Origin of the sequence: Streptococcus porci DSM 23759 (assembly GCF_000423765.1) — a bacterium.
Lineage (GTDB): Bacteria > Bacillota > Bacilli > Lactobacillales > Streptococcaceae > Streptococcus > Streptococcus porci.
Map to the genome: position 1 here is coordinate 18,330 of NZ_AUIP01000015.1, position 14,070 is coordinate 32,399.

At 39.5% G+C, this 14,070-nt stretch carries 9 protein-coding genes; 8 read left to right on the plus strand and 1 reads right to left on the minus strand.

The features are described from left to right. The first annotated feature begins 179 nt into the window (after positions 1-179). The 3 genes from G576_RS0106870 to G576_RS0106880 are packed head-to-tail and all read left to right on the plus strand — an operon-like array spanning position 180 to position 3,730. Complete coding sequence (locus G576_RS0106870; RefSeq protein ID WP_027973978.1) at positions 180-1,565, plus strand: glycoside hydrolase family 1 protein; 1,386 nt, start codon at positions 180-182, stop codon at positions 1,563-1,565. Further along, entirely contained in the window at positions 1,546-2,313 is a 768-nt protein-coding gene (locus G576_RS0106875) for a ChbG/HpnK family deacetylase (protein WP_027973979.1), read from the plus strand. The genes G576_RS0106870 and G576_RS0106875 overlap by 20 nt, the downstream gene beginning before the upstream one ends. Positions 2,314-2,323: 10 nt before the next feature. Then, a complete protein-coding gene (locus G576_RS0106880; RefSeq protein ID WP_027973980.1) occupies positions 2,324-3,730 on the plus strand; it encodes a PTS transporter subunit EIIC in 1,407 nt (468 codons plus the stop codon). 84 nt (positions 3,731-3,814) lie between these two features. On the opposite strand, the gene G576_RS0106885 is transcribed toward G576_RS0106880, so the two are convergent. Beyond that, positions 3,815-4,765, minus strand: a complete 951-nt coding sequence (locus G576_RS0106885; RefSeq protein WP_027973981.1) for an IS30 family transposase — start codon at positions 4,763-4,765, stop codon at positions 3,815-3,817. A gap of 187 nt (positions 4,766-4,952) precedes the next feature. Between G576_RS0106885 and G576_RS0106890 the strand changes: the two genes are divergently transcribed. The 5 genes from G576_RS0106890 (at position 4,953) to G576_RS0106910 (ending at position 13,684) form a co-directional block, all read left to right on the plus strand. Continuing rightward, a complete protein-coding gene (locus G576_RS0106890) occupies positions 4,953-6,341 on the plus strand; it encodes an MFS transporter (RefSeq protein WP_027973982.1) in 1,389 nt (462 codons plus the stop codon). A gap of 138 nt (positions 6,342-6,479) precedes the next feature. Further along, positions 6,480-8,894 (plus strand): glycoside hydrolase family 2 TIM barrel-domain containing protein, encoded by a 2,415-nt coding sequence (locus G576_RS0106895; protein ID WP_027973983.1) that lies wholly within the window; start codon positions 6,480-6,482, stop codon positions 8,892-8,894. Between the two features lie 57 nt (positions 8,895-8,951). Continuing rightward, the gene (locus G576_RS0106900) at positions 8,952-11,204 is read left to right on the plus strand and encodes a glycoside hydrolase family 3 C-terminal domain-containing protein (RefSeq protein ID WP_027973984.1); all 2,253 of its coding nucleotides are present in this window, start codon (positions 8,952-8,954) and stop codon (positions 11,202-11,204) included. 145 nt (positions 11,205-11,349) lie between these two features. Beyond that, positions 11,350-12,216 carry an MBL fold metallo-hydrolase gene (locus G576_RS0106905; RefSeq protein WP_027973985.1) on the plus strand — a complete coding sequence of 289 codons (867 nt, stop codon included), beginning with the start codon at positions 11,350-11,352 and terminating at the stop codon, positions 12,214-12,216. Then, on the plus strand, positions 12,209-13,684 hold the full coding sequence (locus tag G576_RS0106910; protein WP_027973986.1) for a DUF1593 domain-containing protein: 1,476 nt from the start codon (positions 12,209-12,211) through the stop codon (positions 13,682-13,684). Before G576_RS0106905 ends, G576_RS0106910 begins: the two co-directional genes overlap by 8 nt. Positions 13,685-14,070 lie beyond the last annotated feature (386 nt).

Below are 14,070 nucleotides of genomic sequence, written 5' to 3' on the forward strand. Positions count from 1 at the left end.
TTTTAACAGGAGCTTAGAAATCTCCTGTTTTATAATGTTTTGAAAAGACTATTAGATGGGAGATACTATGAGTTTCAAGAGTTGAAATTTATTTCATTTCTTGAAATTTTTGTGTATGTTTTGTTATTGTATTACCTTTTAACTCTTGATAAATTAATGGTAACAAAAGGAGGAATGAGATGACAAAACAATCATTTTATTGGGGAGTATCAACGAGTGCTTTTCAAATTGAAGGAGGCTTTGATGAAGAGGGGAAAGGACTTGCGACTACAGATGTCCGAAAAGTTCCTGATGGTTTGGCTAATACACATGTAGCTAGTGACCATTTCCATCATTATGAAGACGATATCAAATTAATGAAGGAGTTAGGGGTTAATCTTTATCGTTTTTCATTTAGTTGGTCACGTATTATGCCAGATGGTCACACAGTTAATCAAGAAGGCCTAGCATTCTATCATCAAGTTATTGATTTATGTTTATCTTATGGAATTACACCTTTTCCAACGCTATATCATTTTGAAATGCCTCAAGCCTTAGTAGATGAGTATGGTGGTTGGCGATCAAGGAAATGTATTGATGATTATGTCCATTATGCGACAGTGTGTTTTGAGGCTTTTAAAAATAAAGTTTTCCTCTGGGGAACTATTAATGAGCAACTAGTTGTTACTGGTGCTCCAGAATTAACAGGGAATAAAGCAGATAATACGAAAGATATGCTAATTGGTACTTACCAGATGAGTTATCATATGTCTGTTGCCGAAGCAAAGGCCATTGAACGTTTGAGGAACATTATTCCGAAAGCTAAGGTAGCAACAGTTTCAGCAACTCAAAATATTTATCCGTTAACGAGCAAGCCAGAAGATGTCTTGGCAGCGATGGATGCTGAGGAGTTGACGATGTACATGTTTTTAGATATGTCTGTTTATGGAGAATACTCACCAAGATTACAATATCTATTGAAACGTGATGGTCTCTTTCCTGTAATGCAAGATGAGGATAATCTGGTATTGAAAAATAACTGTCCAGACTTTATTGGAGTCAACTATTACTGTAGCGGCTGTGTCAAAGAAAATGAGTCTAGAGATATTCCAACAACAGGTATTCCTTTTACGCGTTCCAGTGCTTATACGATGATTGTCAATCCTGAGTTATCTCCAACTGAATGGATGGCTTCTGGTATTGATCCTATTGGTTTAAGAACAGTCTTATATAAATTGTTTAATCGTTATCATCTCCCAATGCTTATTACAGAAAATGGAATGGCTTATTCAGAAGAAATGGTAGACGGTATGATTGAAGATGACTACCGTATTGATTATTTAGAAAAACATATAGAGCAAGTTTTAATTGCCAAAGAAGAAGGCTATCCGATACTAGGGTATTCGCCGTGGTCTTTTATTGATTTAGTGAGTTCTCATCAAGGATTTAAAAAGCGTTATGGCTTAGTTTATGTCAATAGAACTGATACAGATTTAAAAGATTGCCTGCGCTATCCTAAAAAAAGCTATTATTGGTATCAAAATATGATTAAGGAGGATATTAACGGTGACAAAATTATTGATTAGGGCAGATGACCTTGGCTACAGTGAAGGCGTTAATTTAGGTATTGCTAAAACTGTTGAACATGGTTTAGTGAAGTCTGTAGGAGTAATGGTTAATATGCCAACGGTAGAAGCAGGCTTAAGTCTATTAAAAGGTTACGATATTTGTTTAGGGCAGCATACCAATATTTGTCTTGGGAAACCTATCCTTCCTCCAGAAGAGATTCCTAGCCTTTGTCAAGAAAATGGGGAATTTCGCAGCAGTAAGTGCTACCGTGAAGCCTTTAAAAAGGGTGAAGACTTTGTTGTTTTAGAGGAAGTTGTTAAAGAAATTGAAGCACAATATCACCGATTTGTTGCATTGACTGGTCAGGAACCAAGTTATTTTGAAGGACATGCTGTTGCTAGTCCAAACTTCTTTAAAGGGTTAGAAATCGTAGCAGCAAAATATCATCTTCCCTATTTTGCAATGTCAATGGATGGTGATCCTGTTCTATTCGGACAAACAAAAGTTTATTCAAGAATGCCAGAAGATTTTGTCGCTTACGAGAACAATCCCTTCTCACTTATTGAAGAAACTGTCATAAATAGTCATGAGGATGGTTGTGACTTGCTTGTTTTTCATCCTGGTTATATTGATGCTTATTTATTAAGACACTCTAGTATGACAACTTTACGAGCCTATGAAGCGGATATGCTCATTCAACCGTGGGTAGCTGAGTGGTTGAAAAAACAAAATATAGATTTAGTAACATATAAAGATTTGAAATGAGGGAAAAGGAATGGCAAATAATAAAGAAATCGCCCAAAAAGTGTTGAGTGTTGTTGGAGGTGCTGAAAACATTAATAGTGTTGTTCATTGTATGACACGATTACGATTTAATCTTAAAAATAGGTCCTTAGTTAATGATGATGAAGTTAGAAAAATAGACGGTGTTATTGGAGTTGTCAATAATAATCAGCAATACCAAGTCGTTATTGGAACAAATGTTCCAAAGGTATATGATGAACTTTGTCAATTAGGAAATTTTACTAAGGAAAAGCAGATAGATGAGAATTTAGATGCAGGTAAGGTGAGAGAAAAATTAACCTTAAAAACACTTGGAAATAATATTTTGAATTACATGTCTCGCAGTATGACCCCTCTTATTCCTGTAATGCTAGCGGCAGGGCTTTTTAAAGCTTTGAATGCAGTTCTAGGTCCAAGTTTGCTAAATCTGTATCCTGAAACGAGCAATTTATATCTTTTATTTAATTTTATCTTTGATGCAGGTTTTTACTTTTTACCTATCTTTGTTGGTATTAATGCTGCACAACAGTTAAAAATGGAAAGTCTTTTGGGTGGATTCATAGGAGCTATTTTGATTGCTCCTGGATTAATAGCACTAGTTAACGAACAAAAAAGTTTTGATATTTTAGGATTGCCAGTGCCTATGAACAATTATTCACAGACGGTTATTCCGGTTATGTTATCTGTCTATTTTATGAGCTTAGTTTATAAAGTTGTCAAAAAATATATGCCAGATGTTTTGACAACTCTATTAACGCCATTTTTATCGGTTCTTATTACAGTTCCAGTTGCGCTCTGTTTCTTAGCACCATTGGGCAGTCAAATAGGAAGTTTCATCAGTGGTGGTTTATTAGCTTTCAGCGATAAAACAGGTTTCATTGGTTCAGGGATAATGGGAGCTATTTGGCAGTTTCTTGTGATGACAGGTATGCACTTAGCCTTGATGATGCCTATGTTAGCAAGCTTTTTTGAAACAGGTCAAATGTCAGGAGCTGCTATTGCAGCAGGTTTCTCAATTTGGGCATGTTTTGGTGTTGCCTTAGGAGCATCGTTACGGTTAAAAGATAAAAAGAAAAGAAGTACAGCAATTGGAGCCTTCATCTCTGGAATTATTGGTGGCGTTACAGAGCCAACACTTTATGGTATTTGTTTTACTTATAGAAGGTGTTTTATCGGTCTTATGCTTGGAGGATTTGTTGGCGGTGCCTATAGTTATATCACGAATGCAACCACTTATGTTATGTCAAGTGCTAATTTCCTATATCTCATCAGCTTTACCGGTGGAACAACAGCCAACCTTGTCAATGGCATTATCTCTTGCTTACTCTCTATGATTGTTGCAGCGGTAGTTACTTATTTGTTTGGGTTTAAAAAAGAAGAATTGGATAGGAATTATTAAGTAAAGAAACAATCTTGTCAAAAGAAAACATTTTGACAAGATTTTTTACAAGATTAATGATGGTCATTTTAAAATCCTCATTTGTCAAATTAAGCTAGACAATTTCACCTGACTCAGAAAAACTTGATACGACGTTTGGTAGTTCAAGGACCTCCTTGGGATGCGATTTCTCTTATCAGCTACAGCTGATAAGAATGTTTGAGAAAGTCCGCTGAAATCCATCTGCTTTGGAAGTCCATGACGTCTCAATAAACCGTTAGAATGTTCATTTAGTCCACGTTGACCGGGGCAACCAGGATCCGCAAAGAAAATGTCAATGTCCTGTTTGTTAGAAATTGACTTCCAATTCGAGAATTCCTTCCCGCAATCAAAAGTGATGGACTTGAAGAGATTCTTAGGAAACCGGGACATCCATTGGTTGATGGCTTCCTCAATATCACTTGCTTTTCGTCCCTTAGTTTTCAGTGTAATGATGACTTTAGAGAGGCGTTCAACTAAGGTAATGACCGCACTTTTGTGTTTCTCGCCAACAATGGTATCTCCTTCGAGGTGTCCGAACTCTGTATGAAAATCAGGATAGAGTTCAGCTCTTTCACGTAAATCTCTGCGAAAAGCTTGTTTTCCTCGCCTCTCTTTCTTCCCATTTGGCTTTCGTTTGCCTTGCCAAGGCATATCCTCTTTCTTGAAGATGTCACGGTCAGCTAAGCGATAGAGAGTACGCATGGAACAAGGGATTTTATCAGGATGGATTCCTTTTATCGTATCGAGGCTCCAATCTGATGCTAGATAGGATTGAATAAACTCTTGTACTGGTTTGGTGAGTTGGGTCTTTTGCCGGGCACAATGCCTCTTGTTGGCTTTGTAGCGTTGATAATAGTCATAAGCTGAATGACCTATTTTCAGAAAAGAGATAACATTATAAATGGTTTGTCTCGCTCTTCCAAGTGACTTGGCAATAGCGCAAACTTTCTTATCTTCTTGGTAATAAGCCTCTATCATGACGAGTTCATTTGTGGTAAGATGAGTATAGGTCATTTATGTTAGTTCCTTTCAGACAAATGTGGTAGTTTATCTGAGCCTAACATAGATGGCTTTTTTCTGTCTAGCTTAATTCTACGAAATGAACACACAAGAACTAATATTAGGCTATAGAGGAACCGCTTTCTTATTGTTATACTAAACTTGTAAAAACCAATAGACAATAAATAAAGGAGTTCTTCTTATGGAAAATAAACAGCCAAAAGAAAAATTAGATGGTAAATTTGCTTTCTTCCATGCCACATCGGTAAATGGACCGGCAATGGTTATCGCTGCAGCAATGGCGACATTTTTAAGTGTCCATATGACGGATAATCTTGGGATAAGTGCCACATCGGGTGCTTTAATCATGCTGATTGCAACTCTATGGGATGCTATTAATGACCCGATGATGGGAGTTTTAGCTGACCGTACGAAATCTAAGTGGGGACGTTATCGTCCATACTTTATTCTAGCTCCGTTGCTTTTAACTTTTTTTGCCACTATGGTATGGTTGGTTCCTGACTTTTCTACTACAGGTAAATGGTGGTATTTATTGGTAATGTACATCGGATATGGAATGACCGTAACTATGTACACCATGCCTCAAATGGCTATTTTGCCCGCTCATGTTAAAGATGATAGCAAACGTAATTTGATTATCTCATTGGGAGCTGGTACAACTGCAATTGCTTTTACGATTGGTTCTTCTTTTGGGATGGACATCAAAGGATTATTTGAAAAGTGGTTGGGTGTATCAAACGGTTATATTCCTTTTATGTTTATTTTAGGAATTTTATCTTGTATAACTTTCTGGGGACTATTTGCAACCTCTAAGGAAAAATACATCGAACCACTACCAGAGCGTCCTTTAACGGAAGATTTAAAACGTATTCTTAAACATAAAGAGTTGGCTCCATTCATTGTTGTCTGGGTATTAGCCTCACTCGGATATGGTTTAGGATTTGCTGCTTCTGTTTACTATATCATGTACTATTTAGCAAGACCAGACCTTATCAGTACATATATGGCTGCAACATCTCCAGCAGGTATCATTTCAATGATGGTAATCATGCCATTGACGTTAAAATATTTAAAAACGGCTCAAAAAGCGCTTGCTTTCTCAGTTTTTGCTTCTGGAATTTTCTTCGTTAGTTTATTCTTTTTTGGAAGTTCAAACTTTACTTTATTAATTGTTCTTAGTTTTGCGGCTGCTCTTTTCTCAACAATGCAAAATGCCTTGGTTAACGTTTTGGTTAACGACGCGATTGACTACATCCAATTCACAGAAGGTATCTCTGCAAACGGTGTGATTTCTTCAATTAAAGGATTTGCTCAAAAATGCGGTAATGCATTAACAAACTCGGGTGTCTTATTCGTACTTGGTTTAGTAGGTTATGTACCGAATGCTGTAGGTCACCAAAATGAAGCGACAATGTTTGCGATTAATTTCCTTCGATTTGGAGCGCCTGTTGTGATTGGATTACTGATGCTATTAGCTTTGCGTTTCAATCCAGTTGAGAAACATCGTGAAGATATTGCAACCATGAAATCTATGATTCGTGACCATTCAGATGATAATCACGAGGCCTAACACCAACTGAATATAGTGGCAACGACACGGTTGGTTTATATCAACGTGTCGTTTGTCTATTAACAAAGATATGATGGAATAGAGAGGAATTGGTGTGAACATTTGGGTTTCCAAATGATTTTGACATCAGGTAATAAAATGAAACAAGAACTTTATAACGATAATTGGCTGTTTTGGAATGACGGAGATTCTTTTGCCTTGGTTTGGAATGTTCCTGAAAAAGCCAAGCCAGTGACACTTCCGCATGATGCGATGATAGCAGAAAAGCCTTATGCAGAGAGCAAAAATGGTGGGAATACAGGCTTTAGAGATGGTGGAAATTATGTCTATGTCAAAACCTTTAAAGCAACTGAAGCTGATTTGGAGCAACGACTTTTGCTGAAATTCGAAGGCTCTTACATGAATACCTTTGTCTATGTCAACGGACAATTAGCCGGTAAACATCACAATGGCTATACGACTTTTTATATTCCTATTCATGATTTTCTTCATATTGGGGACAATGAAATCCGTGTTCAAGTCCGTAATGGGGCTATGAGTAATAGCCGTTGGTATTCTGGAAGTGGGCTCTATCGTGACGTTTACCTCTTGCGCAGTCAGGAGCTTCATGTGATGGCCAGTGGTAGTCGTGTTGAAACGACAGAAGCTAGTGACGATTTAGCAAGGGTTAAAATTACAGTTCCTCTGGTGAATGAGAGCAGTCGAGCAAAAGCTTTTCAGTTGCATCTACGTGTCAAAAGTGAACAAGGTGAATTAATTCAAGAAGATTCTCGTCCATACTTTATCAAAGCTGGTGAAACTTCCGACTTTGTCACCTCGCTTGTTATCGAAAATGCTCAGCTTTGGTCAGCTGAATCCCCTTATCGTTACCAACTAGAAGTTGATGTGATGGAAAATGACAAGCTTATCGATTGTGATAAGCAAGCCTTTGGCATTAGGACAATTACGGTTGATAGCAAACGGGGACTCCGTATTAATGGAGAGGCAGTTAAACTGCGTGGTGCTTGTATTCACCACGATAGTGGTCTTTTGGGAGCGGTGACTTACTTAACTGCTGAGAAACGTCGCATTCGTTTACTCAAAGAAGCAGGATTCAATGCTATTCGGATGGCTCACAACCCAGCAGCTCCAGTCTTACTTGAAGCCTGTGATGAGTTGGGGCTTTATGTGATGGATGAGACTTTTGACATGTGGACACGATTTAAAGGAGATTTTGATTATAGTCTTGTTTTTGAAGAAAATTGGCGCAAAGACGTATCGGCTATGGTTTTAACCGACTTTAATCATCCAAGTGTGATCCTTTACTCTATTGGTAATGAAATTCCTGAAATCGCCACTGAACACGGGGCTCATTTGGCTAAGGACATCCACGACCATATCAAGTCTTTGGACCGGACACGACCAACGCTTGCGGGGATTAATGGGGTCTTTGCTTCAAGTGAAGGCATTCCTCAAATCCTGAGAGATGTCATTGCTGAAAAAGAGGCTAAAGGCGAAGAAGTGGTCGGCAATGTCAACGACTTCATGTCTATGATGGATACTAGCATGGACCAGATCGTCGTCCATCCAATTGTTTCTGAAAATCTGGAGAGGGCGACTGCAGCAACGGATATTGCTGGATATAACTATATGACTGCCCGTTATGCCTTGGATGCTGTCAACTATCCTAATCGAGTTATGGTTGGCAGTGAAACCTATCCGCCAGAGATTGCTCGGAACTGGGAAATGATTCAACAGTTGCCAAGCGTTATTGGCGACTTTACTTGGACTGGTTGGGACTATATCGGTGAAGCAGGCGTTGGTATTCCTGCCTACAACTGGGGAGAGGGTGGCTTTGGAGCTCAATTCCCAGCACAATTAGCTTATTGTGGTGATCTGGACTTGACAGGTGTTCGTCGTCCTCTGTCCTACTACCGTGAGATTGTCTTTGGCCTGCGCAAAGAGCCCTACATTGCGGTGCAAAAACCTGAACACTACGGCAAGCCATTGATTAAAACCCCTTGGGTCTTATCAGATGCGATTCATTCATGGACTTGGTCTGGTTACGAAGGAAAACCTTGTGTGGTCGAAGTGTATAGTCCTGGCGACCAAGTGGCCCTTTTCCTTAATGATGAATTACTGGATAAACAACCTGTAGGTCAAGAACTTGGTTGCCTGACAAGATTTGAAACGGCTTATCAGGCTGGTGTACTCAAAGCAGTCGCTTACCAGGACAGTCAAGTGCTTGCTGAGACAGTTCTGGCGACGGCAGACGAGACAGTCAAAGTTTTAGTGGCAGAGGTTCAAGAAAATGCAGAGCTGACTTACATTGCCTTGACAGTACAAGACGAAAAGGGCACAGTATTTGATATGGTTGAAAGTGACCTCTACATCGATGTTCAAGGAGCAACCTTGCTAGGTTTTGGTTCGGGCAATCCAAAACCAGTTGGCAACTATCAAGAAAATCAAACGAGTACTTTCTACGGTCGTGCGCTTGCTGTTGTTCAAAAGACAAGCGACAAAGCAACGGTGAAGGTGACAGGACAAGGATTGTCAGCAACCGTTACAATATAAAGATGAGTTAGAACAGGCTTAGAGCTATTACAGAGCCTTGTTTTAAGGGAGGAAGAAATGAGAGATATTAAAGCCTTAGTGGCGGAAATGACTGTGGAAGAAAAAGCAGGACTATGTTCGGGAGCCGATTTTTGGCATACCAAAGGAATTGATCGCTTGGGGATTCCGTCTGTGATGCTGAGTGATGGCCCACACGGCTTGCGAAAACAAGATGACAAGGGGGATCACCTCGGGATTAACGAAAGTATTCAAGCAGTATGTTTCCCTGCGGCATCCTGTACTTCCAATTCCTTTGACCGCAATTTGCTGAGGGAAATGGGGAGAACAATTGGTCAGGAATGTCAGGCGGAAGAGGTGTCAGTAGTTTTAGGACCTGGCTTAAACATTAAACGCTCCCCACTATGTGGACGAAATTTTGAGTATTTCTCTGAAGACCCTTACCTTACAGGGCAATTAGCTAGCGCTTTTGTTCAAGGTGTTCAGTCAGAAGGTGTTGCAACCAGTCCAAAACATTTTGCAGTGAACAACCAGGAAAATTGGCGGATGAGTATCTCAGCTGAGGTTGACCAACAGACCTTACGAGAGATTTACTTGCCTGCTTTTGAGACTGTTGTCAAAGAAGCTCAGCCAAAGACCATCATGTCTTCTTACAATCTTATCAATGGTGTTTACGCTTCTGAAAATCGTTGGTTACTGACGGATGTTCTCCGAAAAGAATGGGGATTTAATGGCTATGTCGTCTCCGACTGGGGAGCTGTAGACCGCCGTGTAGACGCTATAAAGGCTGGGCTGGATCTTGAAATGCCTAGCTCGAACGGCTACTCTGAGTCAGAAATTCTGGCGGCTATCACTTCTGGCCAATTAGAAGAAGCCGAACTTGATAAAGCAGTTATCAGACTACTCACAGTTATTTTTGATTATGTTGATCATAAAAAAGAACTAGTCTTTGATTATGAGGGCGACCATCAAAAGGCCAGACATATTGCAGAAGAGTCTGCAGTTCTACTGAAAAATGAAGGTGTTCTGCCATTAGCAAAAGACCAACAAACAGCTATTATCGGAGAATTTGCTCGAACGCCACGTTACCAAGGCGGAGGCAGTTCCCATGTCAATCCTTATAAGGTTATCAGTGCGTGGGATGTTGTAAAGGACCAAGCGGGGATAAATTTTGCTCAAGGTTATAGTTTGGAAAACGAGGAAATCAATCAAGAGCTGATTGATGAAGCTGTGCTTGTTGCTCAAAACAGCGATGTGGCTGTTGTGTTTGCTGGCTTGCCAGAAAGTTTTGAATCAGAAGGCTATGACCGTACACACATTCAGTTGCCTGCCAATCAAAATGCGCTGATTTCTGCTGTGGCAGCGGTTAATCCCAACACGGTTGTAGTTCTTCAAAATGGTGCAGTGGTTGCTATGCCTTGGCACGATGAGGTATCAGCAATTTTAGAAATGTATCTAGCTGGAGAAGCAGTCGGCCAAGCCACAATCAATCTTCTATATGGAACGGTTAATCCTAGTGGCCGCTTGGCAGAAACCTTCCCTTACAAACTTGAGGACAACCCATCCTACTTAAATTTCCCTGGTAATGGACGGACTGTAGAATATCGTGAGAGTATCTTTATGGGATATCGCTATTACGATAAGAAGAAAATGGCAGTGCAGTATCCTTTTGGTTACGGTCTATCTTACACAAATTTTGCCTATTCAAATCTGACTGTTTCATCAGACAATTTATTGGATACGGATACCCTATCTGTGAAAGTAACTGTGACAAATGTCGGAAAGATTGCTGGTAAGGAAGTGGTTCAACTCTATGTTTCGTCATTGGAAGAAAAAGCTGAGCGACCAGTTCGAGAATTGAAGGGGTTTGAGAAAATTTTCCTACAACCAGGAGAGTCTCAAGTTGTTGGTTTCACTTTATCAAAACGGAGCTTTGCGCAATTTAACACAGACTTAAATGATTGGTACGTGCCAACAGGCGACTATGAGGTCACTATTTGCCGTCATTCTCGTGATGAAGGCCTTGTCAAAACTGTTCGTCTAACGAGTACGCAAACTCTACCTTATCAGGTTCACCGTAACAGTACCTTTGGAGAATTGATTGACAATCCCAAAACAAGGGACTGGGCCATGACGTTGAAAGCTAAGGTAGATGCTTTCTTCCATCCAGATGGTGTCGAAAAATCGAGTGCTGTTAGTGATGACATGGGGGATAGCATTTTTCGCAATATGCCTTTGCGAGGCGTGATTAGTTTTGTTAATATGACCTCCCAAGAATTAGACGCAGCCATTGCAGACCTTAATCGGAATTAGGGAGATGACTATACTTCACGAAACTCTAGCGAGTAAAATGAAGTTTCTACCAATAATGTCTTGATAGATTAAAGCAGGCTGGCTATTGAAAATAGGCTATGATAATTTTAGTTATTCTTTTGTTATGATTTAAAAGAGGTACCTTATGAATCCATTAGAAGTATTTGCTTCTTATACTGCATATCAATTAAAAGAACGAACCTGGGTGATTCAATTCATGGGAGGGAGCCAACACATTTACCTTCTAGAGGGAGATGAGCAAGCTCTCCTTCTAGATACTGGCTATGGTTCAGGAACTTTACGAGCCTTTGCTGAGACATTGACCGATAAACCTTTGATTTGTGCCAATACGCATTTTCATCCAGATCACTCAAGTGGTAATGGAGAATTTGAAGAAGTCTGGGTTAGCTCGGGCTATATTGATGATGAACCTTCTGTAACAAATAATGTAGGCCCATTTGATATCACAACATTACCATTTCCTCAATATCGTAAAAAGTTGATTGAAGCAGGAGATGTTATTGATTTAGGAAATCGTACGCTGAGGTCGATTGAAGTTAAACCTGCGCATTGTAATTCGTCGCTGTTTTTCTTTGATGAAGGAGAGCGTATGATGTTTTGTGGAGATGAGATGGAGTCTGCTCAGGTGCTATTATTGGAAAATTCGCGTAATCCTAAAATGGCTGAGTCTTATAACATCAAAGAGCGCCTTTTGAACTTTAGGGCCAATACAGAAGTGCTACTAGCTTATCAAGAGCAATATGATTATCTCCTTCCCAATCATAATGGGGGGCCAATCGCGAAAAGTTATTTACAAGATTACCTAGATTTGGTTGACGGTATTTTTGCAGGAACCGTTACGATTGAAGATAGACTGAATCATCGTTTTATTGAAATGGACCCTCGTTCAGCGACCTTTTGCCGTATTCGGTACGGTAAGGGGAGTATTATTCTAGTCAAAGATGACGTGTTAAAGGTGTTTGGTACTGGTTTGGAGGATAGCTATGAGTGAACCAAAAAAACTAAAATTGCGTACAGTAGTGACAACAGATGGTGAAATTGATGATATGGATTCGTTTATTCGGTTTCTACTTTATAGCAACGACGTCGATGTTGCTGGTATCATTTTAACTTCATCAATGTTCCATTACAGAGGAACAGTAGATAAACCAGCTTATCGCTGGACTGGGGATACTTGGATTCCAGAGTTTATTGCAAAATATGGTCAGGTTTATCAAAATCTTATTAAGCATGACCCGACTTATCCAAGTCCAGAATCTCTATTGTCGGTTTATCGTATTGGGAATGTTGATGATGTTAGTGATATGATTGAGGAGACAGAGGGCTCTAACTTTTTAGCAGATCTGATATTGGATGATGACGATCGACCACTATACATTCAGATATGGGGCGGCACTAATACAACTGCTAGAGCACTTAAATCTATTCAAGAGCGTTATGAGGAGACTACAGATTGGGATAGAATCAAGAAAAAAGTTGAAGAGAAGGTTGTTCTTTATATCATTCTTGATCAAGATGGAACCTACGGTGACTATATTTCAAAACACTGGAATATTAAGACACTTAATGATAGCTTGAATTTTGGGTATTTTGCTTACGGCTGGAAAGGATTGCCAGAGGTATTTCAATCAAGTCTCAATGCCGACTGGCATCTGACCCATTTGAAAAATAAGGGACAGCTGTTAGACCAGTACGCTCTTATCGGTGATGGTTATTACTTAGAGGGAGAGATTGAGTCCGAGCAGTTTGGGCAACAGGAATGGTTGAGTCAGCATCCAGACTATGAAACTTATGACTTCATTTCCGAAGGTGACTCGCCATCGTATTTTTACCTTTTGCAGACCAGTTTGAGAGGCTTTGAAAATCCAAGTTTCGGTGGTTGGGGAGGTCGATTTAAGGAGACTAGTCCAAATACTTTTACAACAAATCAGACGATTGATTACAACCCTTATACCAAACGTTTTGAACAAGAGTATAATTTTTATCGCTGGATTCCCGATATTCAAGCTGACTTGGCGGCAAGGGCGCAGTGGTGTATTACGGATGATTTTAAGGCGGCAACTCATTATCCACAGGTCAAGGTGGCTAATAAAGATATCCAAGCGGAGCCTGGTCAAGTAATAACTTTACAAGCTAAGGCTAGTGATCCTAACGGGCATAGTCTCAAGTATCATTGGTGGTGCTATCATGAAGCTTCTTCGTATTGGGATTTTAGCAAGATTGAGCTAGAATCAGATGTTTTTCGTTTAGGAGACAAGGAACATGTGTCATCATGGCATTCGAAAGAGATGGCTATTGATTGGGCATTGCCTTTGACGGGGGAAAATACGTCAGTTGTCCAATTTACTGTGCCAGAAGATGCTAAAACTGGCCAAATAATGCACATGATTTTGGAAGTTTCCAATGTGACTGATTTGCCACTGAAAACATACGAACGTGTGGTTGTGACGGTGAAATAGATAAAATGCTTATAACAACAGGACTTATCTGAAAAAGCAACATTTTTCTGTACAAATTTTATAAAGTGCTCTACCCTAAAGAAAGAGGTGTTACATAACCTATGGAAGGAATTGTAGGAACTATGCTCTGGTTATTGTTCTAGGAACACTTAGTATAGGTATTATTTGCTTTATGAAAAGAAAACGGCTGACAATAACTTTTAATATTCTCTAAACAGACTACTCTTTAGTCTAGTGAAATGATAATTTTATTTGAACTGCACCAAAAATGTTAGGCATGAAAGCTAAACGTTATTGGTTCAGAACAAATTGAATTATCGTTTTTTTTATAGAAATGTTAGAGTTAGTGAAGTACGGGTTATGATTTATATGAGAAAAACTATGTA